At 55.9% G+C, this 20,537-nt stretch carries 10 protein-coding genes and 1 pseudogene; 6 read left to right on the forward strand and 5 right to left on the reverse strand.

Translation table 11 applies throughout. The annotated features are described in order from the left end of the window. Positions 1–209: 209 nt before the first annotated feature. The 6 genes from rplJ to tldD all read left to right on the forward strand — a co-directional run bounded on the left by rplJ (position 210) and on the right by tldD (position 15,421). Positions 210–707, forward strand: a complete 498-nt coding sequence (rplJ, locus tag CAGGBEG34_RS03205) for a 50S ribosomal protein L10 (RefSeq protein WP_006682428.1) — start codon at positions 210–212, stop codon at positions 705–707. 102 nt (positions 708–809) lie between these two features. Next, positions 810–1,184 carry a 50S ribosomal protein L7/L12 gene (gene rplL, locus CAGGBEG34_RS03210; RefSeq protein WP_006682429.1) on the forward strand — a complete coding sequence of 125 codons (375 nt, stop codon included), beginning with the start codon at positions 810–812 and terminating at the stop codon, positions 1,182–1,184. Positions 1,185–1,385: 201 nt separating this feature from the next. Then, positions 1,386–5,498, forward strand: coding sequence for a DNA-directed RNA polymerase subunit beta (rpoB, locus tag CAGGBEG34_RS03215; protein ID WP_006682430.1), 4,113 nt, complete (start codon positions 1,386–1,388; stop codon positions 5,496–5,498). A gap of 152 nt (positions 5,499–5,650) precedes the next feature. Beyond that, the gene (rpoC, locus tag CAGGBEG34_RS03220) at positions 5,651–9,886 is read left to right on the forward strand and encodes a DNA-directed RNA polymerase subunit beta' (protein ID WP_006682431.1); all 4,236 of its coding nucleotides are present in this window, start codon (positions 5,651–5,653) and stop codon (positions 9,884–9,886) included. Between the two features lie 17 nt (positions 9,887–9,903). Next, a complete protein-coding gene (locus tag CAGGBEG34_RS03225; protein WP_006682432.1) occupies positions 9,904–13,956 on the forward strand; it encodes a YhdP family phospholipid transporter in 4,053 nt (1,350 codons plus the stop codon). Continuing rightward, a complete protein-coding gene (tldD, locus tag CAGGBEG34_RS03230) occupies positions 13,946–15,421 on the forward strand; it encodes a metalloprotease TldD (RefSeq protein ID WP_006682433.1) in 1,476 nt (491 codons plus the stop codon). Before CAGGBEG34_RS03225 ends, tldD begins: the two co-directional genes overlap by 11 nt. A 225-nt stretch (positions 15,422–15,646) precedes the next feature. Here tldD and CAGGBEG34_RS03235 read toward each other — a convergent pair whose 3' ends face one another. The 5 genes and pseudogenes from CAGGBEG34_RS03235 to CAGGBEG34_RS03255 all read right to left on the reverse strand — a co-directional run bounded on the left by CAGGBEG34_RS03235 (position 15,647) and on the right by CAGGBEG34_RS03255 (position 20,519). Continuing rightward, positions 15,647–16,252 (reverse strand): carbonic anhydrase, encoded by a 606-nt coding sequence (locus CAGGBEG34_RS03235; RefSeq protein ID WP_238984947.1) that lies wholly within the window; start codon positions 16,250–16,252, stop codon positions 15,647–15,649. A gap of 28 nt (positions 16,253–16,280) precedes the next feature. Further along, positions 16,281–17,069: a glycosyltransferase family 2 protein gene (locus CAGGBEG34_RS03240; RefSeq protein ID WP_006682435.1), complete on the reverse strand. Its 789-nt coding sequence runs from the start codon at positions 17,067–17,069 to the stop codon at positions 16,281–16,283. A 5-nt stretch (positions 17,070–17,074) separates the two neighbouring features. Beyond that, a complete protein-coding gene (locus tag CAGGBEG34_RS03245; RefSeq protein ID WP_006682436.1) occupies positions 17,075–18,466 on the reverse strand; it encodes an O-antigen ligase family protein in 1,392 nt (463 codons plus the stop codon). After that, positions 18,453–19,749: pseudogene (locus CAGGBEG34_RS03250) on the reverse strand (c-type cytochrome). The gene CAGGBEG34_RS03245 and the pseudogene CAGGBEG34_RS03250 overlap by 14 nt, the downstream one beginning before the upstream one ends. 8 nt (positions 19,750–19,757) lie before the next feature. After that, complete coding sequence (locus CAGGBEG34_RS03255; RefSeq protein ID WP_006682437.1) at positions 19,758–20,519, reverse strand: c-type cytochrome; 762 nt, start codon at positions 20,517–20,519, stop codon at positions 19,758–19,760. Between the last annotated feature and the right edge of the window lie 18 nt (positions 20,520–20,537).

The following is a 20,537-nucleotide window of genomic DNA, read 5'->3' on the forward strand; positions in this document are numbered from 1 at the left end:
ACACTGCCCACGCAGCAGATTTTTGGACGGGTTTTTTTAAAGCCTTTATGGGCGGTCAGCCTTATTGACCGGCCATCAAAGACCGTTGGCGGAAGCTGTATAGCCTCCTTAATCGACCAGCCAACGCAGATGGCGTTCCCGGCCAAGGAGATCACTCCTTATCCCGGACGCTGTGGCGAGTTGTTATATGTCAATTTGGAGATTGAACTGTGCCGCTGAGTAAAGCAGACAAGCAGGCGGTTGTAGCCGAGGTGAGCTCGGTTCTTGCACAAGCGCAAACTATGGTGCTGGCTGAATACCGTGGCGTTGCGGTGGATGAACTGACGCAACTGCGCAACAAGGCGCGGGCGCAACATGTCGCGTTGCGGGTATTGAAAAATACCCTTGCGCGCCGCGCTGTAGAGAATACGCCATTTGCACCGTTAGCAGAGCAGATGGTGGGCCCTTTGATCTATAGCATTTCTGAAGACCCTGTCGCTGCAGCAAAAGTCGTGAATGATTTTGCCAAAAGCAATGACAAATTTGTCATTCGCACAGGGATGAATGAAGGCAAGGTGATGGATTTGCCCTCCATCCAGGCGTTGGCAAATATCCCAGGCCGTGAGGAATTGCTGGCCAGATTATTAGGGGTGATGCTGGCGCCCGTTTCCGGTTTTGCGCGCGCATTGGCTGCTTTATCTGCGCAACAAGGCGAACAGACTGTCTAGAACATTTTTCAGCGGCTTGCACGGTGTCGCTTCGCGCTCGCCGTATGAGCTCTCTGAAAAACGTTCTAAGAAGAGCCCGTTGAATCATTTAGGAGTATTTGAATGGCAATCGCAAAAGAAGAAATTCTTGACGCAGTGGGTGCAATGTCCGTGCTGGAGCTGAACGCACTGGTCAAGGCATTTGAGGAAAAATTTGGCGTATCAGCAACTGCGCTGGCAGTGGCCGCGCCGGCTGGCGGCGCCGCTGCGCCCGCTGCTGAGGAACAGACCGAATTCACAGTAGTTTTGCTTGAAGCGGGCGGCAACAAGGTAGCGGTCATTAAGGCGGTGCGTGAAATCACGAGTCTGGGGTTAAAGGAAGCCAAAGATCTGGTGGACGGCGCGCCCAAGCCCATTAAAGAGAATGCGCCTAAAGCGGAAGCTGAGGAAATAAAGAAAAAACTGGAAGCGGCAGGCGCAAAAGCCGAACTTAAGTAAAGAGTAGTGCTTTTAGGTGATTTACAGTGTTGCGGGTTCCGCATTCTTAGGATGCGTTCAGGACATCGCACGCATTCATCTGCAGGTGCACAGCGCGCTTAGAGCATTTTTCAGTGGCTTGCCCTGTGTCGCTTCGCGCTTGCGCCAGTGGCAATCTCACTGAAAAATGCTCTAAATGCGTTCTTGGAATTTGGAGACCCTATGCATTATTCCTTTACTGAGAAAAAGCGATTCCGCAAGAATTTTGCAAAACGCCAAAGTATTCATCCAGTTCCATTCCTTCTGACAACACAGCTTGAATCATTTAATGATTTCTTGCAAGCGGATGTTGCGCCTGAGCGGCGCAAGCCGGCTGGGCTGCAGGGGGCGTTTCTGTCCATTTTTCCGATTGTGTCGAATAATGGGTTTGCGCGGCTCGAATTCGTTCGCTATACCCTGTCGCATCCGGCCTTTGACATCAAAGAATGCCAACAGCGCGGTTTAACCTATTGCTCTGCATTGCGCGCAAAGGTACGTCTCATACTGCTTGATCGCGAATCTCCAAACAAACCGGTCATCAAGGAAGTTCGCGAACAAGAGGTTTATATGGGCGAAATTCCACTGATGACGCCGTCCGGCTCCTTCGTGATTAACGGCACCGAACGAGTGATTGTGTCACAGCTTCATCGTTCTCCGGGCGTCTTTTTTGAGCACGACAAGGGCAAGACGCATAGTTCCGGAAAATTGCTTTTTTCCGCGCGGATTATTCCATACCGCGGTTCATGGCTTGATTTCGAGTTCGACCCCAAAGATATTCTTTACTTCCGCATTGACCGCCGTCGGAAAATGCCGGCCACTATTCTGCTCAAAGCGATTGGACTTTCGCCCGAGCAGATTCTGACGCATTTTTTCGTCTCCGATGCCTGCACATTGATGAGCGAAGGCGCTCAGGTCAAATTTGTTGCAGACCGCTGGCGTGGCGAGTTGGCGCGCTTTGATATTCGGGATCGAGATGGGAATGTCGTCGTTCCAAAAGACAAGCGGATCAATGCCAAACATATCCGCGCGCTTGAGGCCAGTCGCGCCAGAGTACTCTCGGTGCCTGAAGAGTATCTGCTGGGCCGCATTCTGGCAAAAGATATTGTAGATGTCCACACAGGCGAAGTGCTGGCGAGCGCGAACGAAGAAATGACGGAAACTCTGCTCGAAAAACTGCGTGCTGCCAAGATTAAAACGATCTACACCCTGTACACCAATGATCTGAATTGCGGCCCTTATATTTCCCAGACGCTGCGCATTGACGAGACCGTGAGCCAGATGAGCGCGCGGATTGCGATCTACCGGATGATGCGGCCCGGCGAGCCGCCGACTGCAGAGGCAGTCGAAGCGCTTTTCAATCGCCTGTTTTATAGCGCAGAGAGCTATGACCTCTCCAAAGTGGGCCGGATGAAATTTAATCGCCGGGTTGGCCGTGAAGAACGCAAAGGCGCGATGACGCTGAATGACAGCGACATTCTGGCGGTGATCAAAATTCTGGTTGATTTGCGCAATGGCAAGGGCGAGATCGATGATATCGATCATTTAGGCAACCGCCGCGTGCGTTGTGTTGGAGAGCTTGCGGAGATGCAATTCCGCGCAGGTCTTTCGCGCGTCGAGCGGGCGGTGCGCGAACGGCTCGGTCAGGCCGAGAGCGAAAATCTGATGCCCTATGATCTGATTAACTCGAAGCCGATTTCATCGGCGATCCGCGAGTTCTTCAGTTCATCGCAACTGTCGCAGTTCATGGATCAAACCAATCCGCTCTCCGAGATTACCCACAAACGCCGTATTTCCGCCCTTGGCCCGGGCGGACTGACGCGCGAACGCGCTGGTTTTGAAGTGCGTGATGTGCATCCGACGCATTATGGCCGCGTGTGCCCGATTGAAACGCCGGAAGGCCCCAATATCGGTTTGATCAATTCTCTGGCGCTCTATGCGCGTCTGAATGAATATGGTTTTCTGGAAACGCCGTACCGCAAGGTCGCGCGCGGCAAAGTCACGGATACAGTGGAATATTTATCCGCGATTGACGAAGGCCGTTATGTGATTGCGCAGGCGAATGCAACGGTTGCCGAGGATGGCGCACTCACCGATGAACTGGTTTCAGTGCGTGAAATGGGCGAGACCCGGATGGTCGCGCCGGAACAGGTTCAGTATATGGACGTTGCTCCATCGCAAATTGTGTCGGTTGCCGCATCGCTGATCCCATTTCTTGAGCATGACGATGCGAACCGCGCATTAATGGGTTCCAATATGCAGCGTCAAGCGGTGCCGTGTCTGCAGCCCGAAAAAGCGCTGGTCGGCACGGGTATCGAGCGTACCGTTGCGGTGGATTCGGGCACAACCGTGCAGGCGGATCGCGGCGGCGTGATCGATTACGTCGATGCCAGACGGATTGTGATTCGCGTGAACGATGAAGAGGCAGAGGCAGGCGATACCGGCGTCGATATCTATAACCTGGTCAAATATACGCGCTCAAATCAAAACACCAATATTAACCAACGGCCGATTGTCAAAGTCGGCGATAAAGTCGCGCGCGGCGATGTGATGGCCGATGGCGCCTCAACCGATCTCGGCGAGCTTGCGCTCGGCCAGAATATGCGGGTCGCCTTTATGCCGTGGAATGGCTACAACTTTGAAGACTCAATCCTGATTTCCGAAAAAGTCGTTGCCGAAGATCGCTACACATCCATCCATATCGAAGAGCTGCATATTGTTGCGCGGGATACCAAGCTGGGCGCAGAAGAAATTACCTGCGATATCCCGAATCTGGCGGAGACGCAGTTGGCCCGTCTGGATGCATCCGGCATTGTGCATATCGGCGCTGAAGTCAACGCAGGCGATGTGCTGGTCGGTAAAGTCACTCCGAAGGGCGAAACGCAGTTGGCGCCCGAAGAAAAGTTGCTGCGCGCCATCTTTGGCGAAAAAGCATCGGATGTCAAAGATAGCTCGTTACGCGTGCCGTCCGGAATGAACGGCATTGTGATTGACGTGCAAGTGTTTACCCGCGAAGGAATTGAACGGGATGCGCGCGCGCAGAGCATTATTGATGAAGAACTCAAGCGGTATCGCCTGGATCTGAACGATCAATTAAGGATTGTCCAGAGAGATGTGTTTGAGCGTCTGAAGAAAATGCTCACAGGCAAGATTGCAAATGGCGGCCCGCGCAGGCTCGCCAAAGGCGCGAAGATCAGTGGCGCTTATTTGTCTGAATTAGACCCCCACCGATGGTTCGATATTCGTCTGGCGGACGAAGACGCAGCGACACAGCTTGAAGCGAGTAAAGAATTGATTGCGCAAAGACGCCATCAATTTGATCTTGCATTTGAAGAAAAGCGTAAAAAATTGACCCAAGGCGATGAACTGCCGCCCGGCGTGTTGAAAATGGTCAAGGTGTATCTGGCCGTCAAACGCCGTTTGCAGCCCGGCGACAAAATGGCGGGTCGGCATGGCAATAAAGGCGTGGTATCCAAAATCGTGCCCGTCGAAGATATGCCCTATATGGCCGATGGCACCCCGGTCGATATTGTGCTGAACCCGCTCGGCGTGCCGTCGCGGATGAATGTCGGCCAGATTTTGGAAACGCATTTAGGCTGGGCGGCCAAAGGACTTGGAGAGCGCATCGGTGAGATGCTGCGCACAGCAGCGCAGGCAAAGGAATTGCGCGTTTTTCTGAAAAAGATTTATAGCAGCCGCGAGGGCGAAAGCGTCGAGATAGTCGATCAGTTCAGCGATGCTGAAGTCCTTGAGCTGGCGCAGAATCTTCAGGAAGGTGTGCCGTTTGCAACCCCGGTATTTGACGGAGCGCGCGAGCATGAAATCGCCTATGCGCTCAAACTGGCCTATCCAGATGATATCGCCCGGCGTTTGGGCATGACACCGTCGCGGCAGCAAATCATTTTATATGACGGGCGCACGGGCGAAGCCTTTGAGCGGCCTGTGACGGTCGGCTATATGCATATGCTGAAACTGCATCATATGATCGACGAGAAGATGCACGCCCGTTCAACCGGTCCGTATTCACTGGTCACGCAACAGCCGCTCGGAGGTAAGGCGCAGTTTGGCGGTCAACGCTTTGGCGAAATGGAAGTCTGGGCGCTGGAGGCCTATGGCGCATCGTATGTGCTGCAGGAGATGCTGACCGTTAAATCAGACGATGTGACTGGCCGCACTAAAGTCTATGAAAATCTTGTTCATGGAGATCACACGATTGACGCCAGCATGCCCGAATCGTTCAATGTGCTGGTCAAGGAAATACGCTCGCTAGGGATCGATATTGATTTAGATAGAAATTAGAGCTTTTTTCAGTGATTTGCCCTGTGTCGCTTCGCGCTCGCCGTATTATTCATACTGTCTTCGCGCTTGCTTCTTGGGCAAATCACTGAAAAAAGTTCTAATGCAACCTCACTGAAAAATGCTCTAGAGAGCCGCGCCTACGGAGAAATTAAATGAAAGCCCTGCTCGATCTCTTCAAACAAGTCCAGAAGGATGAAGCGTTCGACGCCATCAAAATCAGTCTGGCATCGCCGGAAAAGATCCGTTCCTGGTCCTATGGAGAAGTCAAAAAGCCGGAAACGATCAACTACCGTACCCTTAAGCCTGAACGCGATGGCCTGTTCTGCGCCAAGATTTTCGGGCCGATGAAAGATTACGAATGCCTGTGCGGCAAATACAAACGTCTGAAGCATCGCGGCGTGATCTGCGAGAAATGTGGGGTCGAAGTCATATTCACCAAAGTGCGCCGCGAACGGATGGGGCATATCGAACTCGCGTCGCCTGTCTCGCATATCTGGTTTCTGAAATCGCTCCCGTCGCGTCTGGGCATGGTGCTTGATATGACGCTGCGCGATATTGAGCGCGTGTTGTATTTTGAAGCGTACGTAGTGATTGAGCCTGGCATGACGCCGCTGAAGAGGGGGCAGATCATGACCGAGGAGGATTATCACAACAAATTTGAAGAATATGGCGAAGAATTCCAGGCTGAGATGGGCGCGCATGGCATTCGCGAATTGCTGCGCACGATTGATATTGATGCGCAAGTCGAGCAGTTGCGCGAGGATTTAAAAACGACCGGTTCTGAAGTCAAAATCAAAAAATACGCCAAGCGCCTGAAAATTCTTGAAGCCTTTCAGCGTTCAGGCATTAAGCCGACATGGATGATTCTTGAGGTGCTGCCGGTGCTGCCGCCTAATTTAAGGCCGCTGGTGCCGCTCGATGGCGGGCGTTTTGCCACTTCGGATTTGAATGATTTGTATCGCCGCGTGATTAACCGGAACAATCGTTTGAAGCGTCTTCTGGAATTGAAGGCGCCCGAGATTATCGTGCGCAACGAAAAACGGATGCTTCAGGAAGCGGTCGATTCGCTGCTTGATAATGGCCGCCGCGGCAAGGCAATGACCGGCGCAAATAAGCGTCCATTGAAATCGCTCGCTGATATGATCAAAGGGAAGGGCGGACGTTTCCGTCAGAACCTGCTCGGCAAGCGCGTCGATTATTCAGGCCGTTCGGTGATTGTGGTTGGCCCGACGTTGAAGCTGCATCAATGCGGTTTACCTAAATTGATGGCGCTTGAACTGTTCAAACCCTTTATTTTTCATAAATTGGCTTTGATGAATATTGCGACGACGATCAAAGCGGCGAAAAAAGAAGTCGATGCGCAAACCCCGATCGTTTGGGACATCCTTGAAGAAGTGATTCGCGAGCATCCGGTGCTTTTGAACCGCGCGCCGACATTGCACCGTTTGGGGATTCAAGCATTTGAGCCGGTGCTGATCGAAGGCAAGGCGATCCAATTGCATCCGCTCGTATGCGCGGCCTTTAACGCCGACTTCGATGGCGACCAGATGGCGGTGCACGTGCCTTTGTCTCTGGAGGCGCAACTGGAAGCGCGCATCCTGATGCTCGCCTCAAATAATGTGCTATTCCCGGCGAGCGGCGACCCGGCCATTGTGCCATCCCAGGACATCGTGCTGGGCCTGTATTACGCCACCCGGGAGAAAATCAACGGCGCGGGCGAAGGCATGATCTTCGCGGATGTCGATGAAGCGCAGCGCGCCTATGAGAACAGGCAGATTGAATTGAACTCAAAAATCAGCGTGCGCATTGTTGAACAAATTGCGAATCCGGAGACTTCCCCCGATGCGCCGAAATTTATCCCGCAGCGCACCCTGTACCCAACAACGGCTGGACGTGCGATGCTGTCCCGGATTCTGCCGCCGGGTTTGCCATTTTCGGAGATGAACCGGGCGCTGAAGAAAAAAGAAATTTCACGCCTGATCAATACGGCCTTCCACGCATGCGGTTTACATGAGACGGTGATCTTTGCGGATAGGCTGATGCAGGCCGGGTTCAAACTGGCCACTCAGGCGGGCATTTCAATCTGTGTGGACGATATGCTCGTGCCGCCGCAAAAAGAAGCCATCGTGCGTGCCGCCGCGCAAAAAGTAAAGGAATACGACCGTCAATATATGTCCGGTCTGGTGACCGCCCAGGAGCGCTACAACAACGTGGTCGATATTTGGTCAGCCACGTCGGAAGCGGTTGGAAAGGCGATGATGGAGCAACTCTCCAGCGAGGAAGCGGTCAATCGTGATGGCCGGAAGGTCACGCAGGAATCATTTAATTCAATTTATATGATGGCCGATTCGGGCGCGCGCGGCTCCGCCGTTCAAATACGCCAGTTGGCGGGCATGCGCGGACTGATGACCAAGCCCGACGGCTCGATCATTGAAACGCCGATTACCGCGAATTTCCGCGAGGGCCTGAATGTTGCGCAATATTTTATTTCCACGCACGGCGCCCGCAAGGGTCTGGCCGATACGGCGCTTAAAACGGCGAATTCGGGTTATCTAACGCGCCGTCTGGTGGATGTCACGCAAGACCTGGTCATTATCGAAAATGATTGCGGTACTTCAGACGGTATGGCGATGAAAGCGATTGTCGAAGGCGGCGAAGTGATTGAGGCGTTGCACGAGCGCATTCTGGGCCGCACTGTCGCAGTGGATGTGGTTGATCCGGATACGCAACAAATCCTGTTTGAGGCAGGCGCTTTGTTTGATGAAGCGGCGGTGAATGAAATTGAACGCGCGGGCATTGACGAAGTCATGGTGCGCACGCCCCTCAATTGCAAGACGCGCTATGGCTTGTGCGCAAAATGCTATGGCCGCGATCTGGGCCGCGGCGCACTGGTTAATGTGGGTGAAGCGGTCGGCGTGATTGCCGCGCAGTCCATTGGCGAACCGGGTACACAGTTGACGATGCGCACCTTCCATATCGGCGGCGCCGCATCGCGCGCGGCGGCGGCATCGAATATTGAAGTGAAATCAAACGGCGCAGTGCGCTTTAGCGCAACGATGCGTTACGTCACCAATGCGAAGGGCGAGCAGGTTGTCATCTCGCGCTCAGGAGAAATTCTGATTACCGATGAACAGGGACGCGAGCGCGAGCGCCATAAGATTCCCTACGGCGCAACCTTGTTTCATCTGGACGGCGCGCCCGTTAAGGCGGGCGCGCAGTTGGCGGCCTGGGATCCATTGACGCGGCCGATCATTACCGAATACGGCGGCGCCGTGAAATTTGAAAATGTTGAGGAAGGCGTTACCGTTGCACGGCAGATCGATGAAGTCACCGGCCTGTCAACCCTGGTCGTGATTGATCCGAAGCGCCGCGCCCAGGCGGCCAGAAGTATGCGTCCGCAAGTCAGGCTGCTTGATGCGGCGGGCGCTGAAGTCAAGATTCCGGGCACCGATCATCCAGTCACGATTGGATTCCAGATTGGAGCGCTCATTACGGTCAGGGACGGGCAAACCGTAGAGGTCGGAGAAGTACTGGCGCGGATTCCCATTGAATCGCACAAGACGCGCGATATCACCGGCGGGCTGCCGCGCGTGGCTGAACTGTTTGAAGCGCGCTCGCCGAAGAATGCTGGCGTGCTGGTCGAAGTGACCGGAACCGTTTCGTTTGGCAAGGAAACGAAAGGCAAGCAGCGCCTGATCATTACGGACCTGGACGGCAATCTGCATGAATTCCTGATTGCCAAGGATAAACAGATACTGGTTCACGATGGCCAGGTGGTCAATAAAGGCGAAACCATTGTCGATGGGCCGGTCGAGCCGCATGACATTCTGCGGCTGCAAGGCATTGCCGCGCTCGCGCGCTATATCGTGAATGAAGTGCAGGAGGTTTATCGCTTGCAAGGCGTGAAGATCAACGATAAGCATATTGAAGTCATCATCCGCCAGATGCTGCGCCGCGTGCAGGTAGTGGACGCGGGCGATACATGTTTTATTCCGGGCGAACAGGTCGAGCGTTCAGAGCTGCTCGATGAAAACGATCGAGCCACGGAAGCGGGCAAACAGCCGGCAAGCTATGAAAATATATTGCTTGGCATTACCAAAGCTTCGCTATCGACTGATTCATTTATTTCAGCCGCTTCGTTCCAGGAAACAACGCGGGTGTTGACCGAAGCGGCGATTATGGGCAAGCGCGACAATCTGCGCGGCCTGAAAGAAAACGTGATTGTTGGCCGGTTGACGCCATCGGGCACTGGGCTCGCGTATCACAAAGCGCGTAAAAACAGACGATTATCAGATCAGGCGCGCTCCGGTATGTCCGCTGAAGAGGAGGCCGGCGAGTTTATGCCGGTCAATGAGACGGAGTTTTCCGAGAACCTGTCTGCAAACTAAAACATTTTTCAGCGAGATTGCACAAGGTTTTTTCCCGTCTTGCATGGATCATTTTGCTTGGCATCACGGCAGCCATGCTGACGCTGCGTTTGGCGGCGCTGCCCCATCTGGACAGGTTTCGCCCCTGGATTGAGCAAAGGGCGGCGCACATGCTGGGCGCGCAGGTATCGCTGGGCGCATTATCCGGACGCTGGCATTGGCGCGCGCTACGGCCTGAGATTGAAATTTCCGATTTAAATCTGCGCGACGCAGCAGGCCGGCCAGGCTTATCCATTCCACATGCGATTGCAACCCTCTCATGGCGCACACTGTGGGAATTCAGGCCGGTTTTTGAGGCGGTACACATCAGTGCGCCGGCTATTGTAGCGCGCCGCGCCGCCGATGGCCGCATCTGGATCGCAGGCATACCGCTGAATGCCCGCGCACAGGGCGAGAACGCATTCATCGCTGCGCTGCTCGCTCAGGCTAAGCTCACAATACGCGGCGGTATGCTGTGTTGGCGGGACGAAGCGCTTGCCGCGCCGCCGCTGGTTTTAAATGAGGTTCAGCTGAGCCTGTCAAACAAGGGCGATTGGCATCGTTTGGAGGGAAGCGCTGGAACCCCTGAAAAATCCGGATTGCTTAAGCTCAGCGCGCGTATCCAGCGCCGCCGTTTTGCTTCTTCGGGAGACCCGATTCATTGGAAAGGAAAGTTTGAGCTTGTTGCCCGCGCGCTCGATCTTGCATCGATCGCACGCAGCGTTCACTTGCCCATTCAGATCGAACAGGGAAGCTTGAGCGGACGCCTTCGAGCCGAATTCAACGCGATGCAAATCCATTCGGCGCGTGGCGAACTCGACGGCAAAGCGCTTAGAGTGCGCTTTAAACCCAATTTGTCTTGGCTTGAATTGCCTTCATTGGCGTTTTCCTATCACATTAGACCGATCAAGGACACGCTTCTGTCGCAACTGAGCCGCTTGTCCATTGAGACGCCTCGCCGGCGCTTTTCCGCCGAACGTTTGAATATTCGTTATCGCTCGCGATCATTCAATCGGGGCGGCTCTATTGCGTTATGGCCAAGCAATTTAAGTTTGAGACAAGGAAGCAGCCGCGAAGACAGTATAAATAATACGGCGAGCGGCGATGACGCGGTATCAAACTTAAATTGCTTGGCTATAGAAGGGGACGCCGCCGATCTGGGCTTAGCCGCTGAACTGATGCCCGCACTGCCTGCGCCGCGCACATTCACAGATGCGTTGGCGCGCTTTAAACCGCATGGCGTGCTGCGCGATTATGCCTTTGAGTGGATGCGTGACCATGATTCTTCCCGGCAAGGCGCACCCTTGCCCCGTTACCGGATTAGCGCGCGATTGGAAAAAGTCGGCATTGCGGCGCAGCCGCCAGGCAAGCGGCTGAAAACTGCTCCAGGCTGGCCAGGCTTTGATCAACTTTCAGGAACAATAAAAGCCGATCAGAGGCGCGGAGTGCTGATATTGAATGCGGCGCAGGCATCGGTCACGCTGGGCGGCGTATTCGACGATTCAACGCTCGCGTTCGATACGCTCAAAGGCCGCGTGCACTGGGAGATCGAACAGCGCGCCGGCGCGCCGGCGCATATTCATGTGCGAGTTCCGCGTTTGCGCTTTGCCAACGTTGATGCAGCGGGCGCGGTGCGCGCAATCTATCAGCGTCGTGCAGGCACTGGACGGGGTACGCTGGATTTATCGGCTGCCTTTGACCGTTTTCTCATCGCGCGCGCGCCGCGTTATTTACCGAGCCGGCTGAACGCAGCATTGCGCGCTTATCTGAGCCATGCGCTCAAAGGCGGGATTGCGCGCCGGGCAATATTGAATATACGCGGCGATCTGGATCATTTTCCGTTTCAGCATCCGCGCGCTTCCGGCGTGTTTCAAATCGTTGCGCCGTTTGAGAATGGGCGCTTTGATCCGTCTCCACATATTGAAAGCGGCTTAGAGCATTTTTCAGTGAGATTGCACAAGGAGCGAGCGCGAAGACAGTATGGGGATCGATGCGGGCGGAGCAGGTCTCCATCGCGCAGCGATGGAGGCGACCCCGCAGCGATCCCGAATACACGGAACGGCGAAGCGACACAGGGCAAGCCATTGAAAAATGCTCTAGCTAAAACATGGCCTGCGCTGGACAGTATTCAGGGCGTTTTCAAAATGGACGGTCGCCAGTTGGGCTTTGATATTGACCGGGCGCGCTACCGGAATATTGTGTTAACGGATATTCAGGGACGTATCGGGAATTTATCCAGAAAAACGGACGATCTCATCATCGATGGCCGCGCGCGCGGCCCGCTGGCCGATCTGCTGCATTATGTCAATGCCAGTCCCGTGGCGGGCTGGCTGGGCGGTTTGACCGAGACGCTCGATGCCCGCGGGCAGGCCATGCTGGCGCTGCGGATGCAGGTGCCGCGCATTGCGCACACGCCTATCCGTACTTCGGGCGCCTTGACTTTTATTGGCAACACCCTTATCCGGGATGCGCTGCCGCCGCTCACGGCCATCCACGGCCTGCTGAACTTCACTGAACACGACTGGACGCTTCAACAGGCGCGCGCGTATTTTCTCGGCGGCGCAATCACGGGCGCGGGAGGGAAGAAGCCGGAAGGCTCGACCGAGTTGAGCTTTGAAGGAACGTTTTCGGCTTCCGCGCTGCGCGATGCAACGCACGGGCCGCTTAATGCCTTAGCGCAGCGTTTAACAGGCGCGGCGCCTTACCGAATCAAGGTAAACGCGCTGCCGCATGCCGCGCCGCGTTTTGCCGTGAGCTCCGATCTCAGTGGACTGCAAATTGATCTGCCTGCGCCACTGGGCAAAACAGCGCAGACATCCATGCCGGCTCAGGCGGTCTGGGACAGTGGATTTCCCAAACTGTCTGAGGAGGCGGGTATGGAGCGCCGCTGGAACGCTTCTTCCGAAAGGCGCCGGATTCATCTGCGTGAATTCCAGCTTGGCCCGCTGATGGCGCATTATGTGCCGCAAGACGACGGTACGGGCGCGGCAGTGCGCGGTCATATCCAGTTGAACGAAAGCGTGCCTGTTACGCCTTCGCCTCAGTTACAGGAAGAGGGCATTACCGCCCGGATTCAGCTTGACGCATTGAATCTCGACGCCTGGTATACCGCTGTCAGGCCCGTGTTCCGCGCAATTGAGGATACGGGTCAACCCGATCTGTTGAGCGTCTATTGGCCTAACCGTATTCAGGCAAAGATCAGCGCATTGACATTGGGCCGCCGACATTGGCAGAACTTGATGCTGGACGCTGTGCGCCGGGCGCCGCAACCTGAAGATACGCCTGCGCGCGCGTCTATATGGCAGATTGACGCATTGCGCGTTGACAATCCCGATGCGCAGATGCAGGCGCATGGATATTGGCGCACAGGCGCGCCGGATTCTCCAGATACACCGGGTGGCGCAGATCAGACAAACAAGATCGCTCTGGATTTCAGTCTGAGGCTTCACGACGCGGGCGCATTGCTGACCCGTCTGGGCTTGCCAAATACCGTGCACGGCGGCGCTGGCGTTCTGACGGGCCGCCTGGGCTGGCAAGGCAAGGCGCGCTTGTTCAAATACTCGGATTTGAATGGCTCGCTCACGCTGGATGTCCGGAATGGACGCATTCTGCCGCTCGATCCCGGCCTGAGCCGGCTACTGGGACTTTTTTCGGTGCAAAACTGGGCGCGTTTTTTGACTTTGAGCGAGCGCGGCGCATTCGGTCCTGGCCTGGATTTTGACCGGATTCATGCGACCGGAACGATTCACCGCGGCATTCTGCAAAGCGGTCATTTTGAAATGGACGGTCAGAATGCGCGTATCAGCGTTCAAGGCAGAATCGATCTCGCTGCGCGCACACAGGATTTGCGGGTCACGCTTCTACCGGTATTCAAGGCGGACGCCGCCGCGCTGGCGGCGGTCGCGATTCATCCTTTCATTGGAATGGGCGGCTATGTTGTACAGTGGGCATTACTGCCGCCGCTTGCCAATTATTTCATGCGTCAATATGCGGTTACCGGCACATGGCGTCAGCCGAGCGTTCAGTCTATGCCCCTTTCATATGAATATTAAACTCCCTGATTTTTGCCCCTTAGACACCGCCAAAGCCTGTCTGCTCGCGCCGTATGGCCTGGATGAAGCGGCTTTGCAGCGTACCCTTGCGGAAGTGATGTTGCCCCGCATTGACTATGCGGATCTGTATTTCCAGACGACACGCAGCGAAGCGTGGAGTTTGGAGGAAGGCATCGTTAAATCGGGCAGTTTCGGCATCGACCAGGGCGTCGGCGTGCGGGCAATCTCTGGAGAGCGGAGCGCATTCGCATATTCAAATGATCTATCGCTGACCGCATTGCATCAAGCGGCGCAAACTGTGCGCGCGATTGGCGCGCACGGCGGCCAACCGGTTCAGATCAGCGCCCGGAGCGTAAAAAACAGAAAGCGCGGCGACCCTCCGCGCGATCTGTATCGGAATGCCGATCCGCTGACTTCGCTGGCGGCAAGCGCGAAAGTGGCGCTGCTTGAGCGCATCGAGCAAATGGCGCGCACGCGCGATCCGCGCATTACGCAAGTGATGGCCAGCCTTTCCGGGGAATACGACGTAGTATTGATTGCGCGCGGCGATGGCGGGTTGGCGGCGGACGCGCGCCCGCTGGTGCGCGTTTCGGTCACGGTGATTGCGCAGCAGAATGGCCGCCGTGAAACGGGCAGCGCGGGCGGCGGCGGACGCTTTGATTACGGTTATTTCAGTGATGCCGTGCTCGCGCATTATGTGGACGAAGCGGTCAATATTGCGCTGACAAACCTGGAAGCGCAGCCCGCGCCTGCGGGCGCCATGACCGTTGTTCTCGGGCCGGGCTGGCCGGGCGTCCTGTTGCATGAGGCCGTGGGACACGGGCTTGAAGGCGATTTCAACCGTAAAGGCTTCTCCGCTTTTTCAGGCCGCATGGGTCAACGGATAGCTGCGAAAGGGGTGACGGTGGTTGACGACGGCACGCTGCCGAACCGGCGCGGCTCGCTGAATATCGATGATGAAGGCACGCCGACGCAATGCACAACGCTGATTGAAGACGGGATTTTGACCGGCTATTTACAAGATACGCTGAATGCGCGGCTGATGAAAATGCCGTTAACCGGCAATGCGCGCCGTGAATCCTATTGCACGCTGCCGCTACCGCGGATGACGAATACCTATATGCTGAACGGCGATCAAAGTCCGGAGGAAATGATTGCGTCGGTCAAAAACGGCCTGTATGCGGTCAATTTTGACGGCGGGCAGGTCGATATTACAAACGGCCAGTTTGTTTTTTCGGCGGCGCTGGCCTACCGGATTGAGAATGGCAGAATAACCGCTCCGGTCAAAGGCGCGACGCTGAGCGGCAGCGGCCCTGAAGCATTGAAGCGAATCCGTATGATTGGCAACGATATGGCGCTCGATGCAGGCGTTGGCGTATGCGGCAAGGAAGGGCAGAGCGTTCCGGTCGGCGTGGGCCAGCCGACGTTGAGGCTGGATAGGATGATTGTCGGCGGCACCATTTAGAACCTATTCAAAATCTTACTGCGCGCCTGTGAGCCTGCGTCGGGCGGTGCTCGGAATCCTCACATATATCACAATATGCTCCGGTTCCTGCGCTCCGTCCTCCTTGGCTGACAGGCGCTCGTGACAGATTTTGAACAGGTTCTTAGAGGCTTTTTCAGCGGTTTGTACCGAATAATTCTCGATCAAATCCGATAGAAATTCGCCGCTTCTGCTCGCCAGCGGCGTTCAAAAAAGGGCATCGGCATCCGTTGAAGCATCGATTGTCACAAGCTCGGACAACCTGCCGTTGCGGATATCATACACCCAGCCATGCAAAAGAAGAGGATGCGCGGATTGCCGCGCGCGCTGGACCACGCTGCTTCTATACAGATTGCGCACTTGCTCAAGCACATTCAGTTCAACAAGACGGTTGACGCGTATCGCCTCGTCTTTCAGAGGATCGATTTCATCAGAATGATAGCGGTAGAGTTCCCGCAGCGGCTTCAGCTTACGATTGACGTACAGCAATTCTTCGCGTTCCGGCGCCATCGAAGCGCGCACGCCGCCGCAACCGTGATGACCGCATACAATGATATGTCTGATCTTCAGCTCGATGAGCGCATATTGCACAATGCTCATGACATTCAGATCGGATTCGCTCACCAGATTCGCGATGTTGCGATGCACAAACAAGTCGCCCGGCTGAGCGCTGATCGTATATTCCGCCGGCACGCGGCTATCGGCGCATCCAATCCAGAGCGCAGCCGGACTTTGGCCATTTATATTGCGCAGAAAAAAATCCGGATCGCGCGCCACCATTTCCCGCGCCCAGGCCTGATTCTTCAGCAACATTCGCTCCGATGTTTCCATAGAGTATTTTTCAGGAATTTCGCACAGCGGCGCTGGTCGGCGCAGCGCCCCTTGCCGCACCTAAATATTTGTATTTCAACCAGGCAGTGCGCGCGTTCATCGCGGCAATCGCCCAGCCAGTCCACCCATCCAGGAAACCCAGACGCCATATGAAAGTGCGCCACCATGCCCACCCGCCATGCAGCAACGCCTTGCAAAAGCCGCCGCGGATGCCGGCGCGATGCAGTTCCTGCGCGCCGGCGCGCGCATAACGCTGCACTTTTTCATTGACCTCGCGCTGTGACCGGTAACTGTAGTGTTCAAGCGGCTGCGTCAGATGTCCGATGCTTCCCTCCACCCTGACATGCTCATGAACCGCGTGTTCGCTGAAACGGGCCTGACCGCGGCGAAACAATTGCACGACATCATCCGGCGTCCAGCCCGAATGGCGCACCCATCGCCCGCAGAATTGCGTGCGGCGCGGTATGGCATAAGCGGTATAGCCTTCGTTGCGCACGGCGCGCGCGATTTCAGCGCATAGAGCCGGCGTCGCGCGCTCGTCCGCATCCAGCGACAGAATCCATGCAAACTGCGCGCGCGCCAACGCGCGGTTTTTCTGCGGCCCGAAACCAGGCCAACCGGTGTTTTGCATCACGCGTGCACCGTGCGCACGCGCGAGCGCTTGCGTTTCATCTTCACTTCCGCAGTCCAGCACAATGATTTCAGAGGCAATGCTTTTTATGGAATCGATGCACTCAGTGATGTGATGTGCTTCGTTGAGCGTGATGATGATGACACTCAGCCGCAGCTTCCCAGGCACGTGATTCATAGCGCATTTTTCAATGATTTGCACGGTGCAGCGATGCGTTCGCCGTATGGCTTCTCGCCGCAGTTTGTGGACGGGTTCCGGGAGCAGCCCGCGCAACCCAGCAAGATGCCGCTAAGCAGCACCAATAAATATCCTTCAGAAAAATCAAGCAGCAAGGAATTCGCTAGACAGCCCGCCGCGAATATAAACAGCCAGCAGCCCAGCAGATGGCGTGCCGGAGCCGCAAGACGCGCCGCCGCGCGCGCAATCTGAATCAGAAGACAGATCAATAATCCCAATCCAAGCAGACCGAGTTCAGCAGCCATCAATAAATACTGATTATGCGGGTTTGCCGTTATGGCGCCGCGCGCACCCTCATTTCCAGCGTTCATCTTCTCAAACTCCCGGCGGATACTGGCGACGCCATAACCAAACAGCGGGCGTTGGGCAAACAATACAAGGCTCTTGCGCGTCCATTCAATCCGCAGTCCGGCAGAAGTGGCTTCATTGCGCTGCTGGTAAGCCGCGATTTCAGCGCCCATTTGGGTGAGACGGCTCCCCTTTAGATAAATGAGCGCGCCGATTAAAAATGCGCAGGATACGCCGAAGATACAGGCGCGCCAAAGCGCACGCCGTTCCAGAGCATTTTTCAGCGGCTTGCACGGTGTCGCTTCGCGCTCGTCGTATGAGCTCGCCGAAAAATGCTCTGGCGGGCTGCGCTCAGGCCGCGCCAAACGATATGTTTGATAGAGTGTCAGGAGAATGGTAATCAGTTGCGCGGTACGGCTTTGCAGCATCACGAAGATATGGATAAGCGTAACCAGCGCCAGCGCATAAAGCGCCGCTTTGACAGTTTTGCGCCGCGCCGATGCCGCCATATCCATCGACATATTGAAGAGTAAAGCTGAAAAAAGCCCCGCCGTAATATGGTTCTTGAACACCCAGGCATGAGTAATCAGCGCGGTTGCATCGTACAGGGTGCCGATTGAGGTCAGATTGAAGTAATTTGTAATGGAGAGCAGCAGGCTTGCCGTCAGGCTCGCGAACAGTCCTGAACGGGCCGCCCCGCTCCAGTCCACGCCTTGAAAGGCAATCAACAGCAGCGGAATAAACAGAAGTTTCCGGTATTTCACCAGCCATAACATGCTTTCAGAAAACGGCGCGGCGCTATAGCACATGCTCAATGCAAGCGCCGCAAAAAGCAGCAAGGCAAGCCTTCCCGCGGGGTGGCGCGCCACCTGATATCCCCGCCGCCATGTTTGTTTGGCCAGCAGCGTCGCGCCTGCGAAGAGCAGCATCGAAACATTGGTGATGGCGGTTGAAAACGGCAAGAACCAGAGTGCAATGAGCGCAAATAAACGCGCGGTGCAAAGCAGGCTTGGATCGGGAAATTTTTTAACGCAGATCATTGACCTGCTGCGGCGAAATGGGCGCGCCGCGATTACCCCATGAAGTCCGGATATAGGTCACCACGGCGGCGATTTCCTGATCGGAGAGTAGCTGCGCGAACGGCGGCATGCCATATGGACGCGGATTGCCCGCCGTCGATGGCGGATAGCCGCCTTCCAGCACCATCCGGATTGGATTGACCGCGGAGTGCATCTGGATTGACTGATTATTGGCGAGCGGCGGCCAGTGCGGCGGACGCCCCAAGCCATTCTCTTCATGGCAGACGGCGCAGAGCTGCGTATAAATTTTCCTGCCATCCGCGCGCAGCTTTTCGCCCAGTGGTTTCGATACCTTGTATTGCACCGGCTGAGGCGGTTCTTTGTTCTGGGGCAGGGCCTTTAGATACGTCGACATCGCGCGGATATCGGTATCCGACAGATACTGCAAACTGTTATGGACCACCTCGGACATCGGGCCGAATACCGCGCCGCGTTGCGAGATGCCAGTTTTCAGAAGACCGGTGATATCGTCAAGCGTCCAGCCGGCTAAACCGGCCTCGCTCGATGTCAGGGAGGGCGCATACCAGTTTTGCAATGGAATCAGGCCGCCTGAAAAGGAGGCTTTTTTATTTTCTCCGCCAAGCAGATTGATACTGGTATGACACATACTGCAATGTCCCAGCCCTTCAACGAGATAAGCGCCGCGATTCCACTGCGCGGATTGCGCTGGGTCGGGCCTGAATTCGCCTTTGGAAAAAAAACAGCAGACGCCAGCCAATTAACAAGGGGCGGAAGCTGAACGGAAACTGCATTTCGTTGGGGCGGTTGGGCTGGTGAACGGCTGCTTGGGAACGCAGGTAGGCATAAATCGCGTCCGAATCAGCGCGCGCAACGCGGGTATAACTTGGAAATGGAAAGGCTGGATAGAGAAGACGGCCATCTTTACCGCGCCCGGCGTGCATCGCCCGGTAAAAATCTTCAGCGCTCCATGCGCCAATGCCGGTCTCATCATCTGGCGTGATGTTCGGCGTATACAGGGTGCCGAATGGCGTTGGCATCGCCAGTCCGCCGGCGAACGGCTGGCCGCCGCGCGTGGTATGGCATGCAATGCAATCGCCTGCGCGCGCCAGATATTCACCGCGTCGGATCAGTTCGGCGCGCCTGGCCGGATCGGAGGGCATCACAAATGCCTGTCTGTTCGCCAACGGCGCTTGACGATCAAAACGTCCAAATAGCGCCACCGTCACCGCACCGCCGGCGACGATCAAAACAGCCAGTATGATGAACAGAATCCTGCGTGACATACGGTCCCTCAATGCGGCGCGCTACCGCATTGCAGCGGCAATTGAACAGAGCCCGCGGGCGCGGGCGCAAGATCGGGGTTGTACGGCTGCATCGAAAGCCAATACGCGGTCGCGCTAATATCCTCGTCGGACAAACGGGCCGAGATGGCCTGCATACAATCCGGCGAGGCCGCGCGCCGCGCGCCCGAACGCCATGCGCCCAGCTGCGCGCGGATGTAATCGGCTGAGAGTCCTAACAGACCGGGAATGGACGGTTGCATGCCCGCCAGGGTTTGATGGTGGCAGGCGATACAGGCGGGGATGCCTTTTTCCGCATCGCCCTTTTGCGCAAGCATCCGGCCGCGCGCTAAGCGCGATGGCGTGGCGGATGCGGAAACAGAGGATTCGAAAGGCGCAAAGGGCGCGCGCGGCGGACGCAGTTTTGAATAATAAACAGCGATTTCATCCAGATAATCATCGGATAAATATGCGACCAAATCGTTCATCGGCGGATAATTGCGCCGGCCTTCGCGGAAATTCCTGATCTGCTCGGCCAGATAACCGGCTGGCTTACCCGCCAGGCGCGGAAAATAATCATTGTGCGTTCCTTCGCCTTGTTGACCGTGGCATATGGCGCACGCTTTGACGCGCGCGGCCATCGTATCCGGCGCCTTCGGCTGCGCCGCGCGTGTCTGAGCCGCGCAGAAGGCGCAGAACGCGACAGCGCCGCAGAACGCGAAATACGCGAGCAGCGCGCGGAACAGGCTTGTTGCAAAGCCTCTGGACTTCATCCTGAGATTGGAGAAATA

This window comes from Candidatus Glomeribacter gigasporarum BEG34 (assembly GCF_000227585.1).
Taxonomy (GTDB): Bacteria; Pseudomonadota; Gammaproteobacteria; order Burkholderiales; family Burkholderiaceae; genus Glomeribacter; species Glomeribacter gigasporarum_B.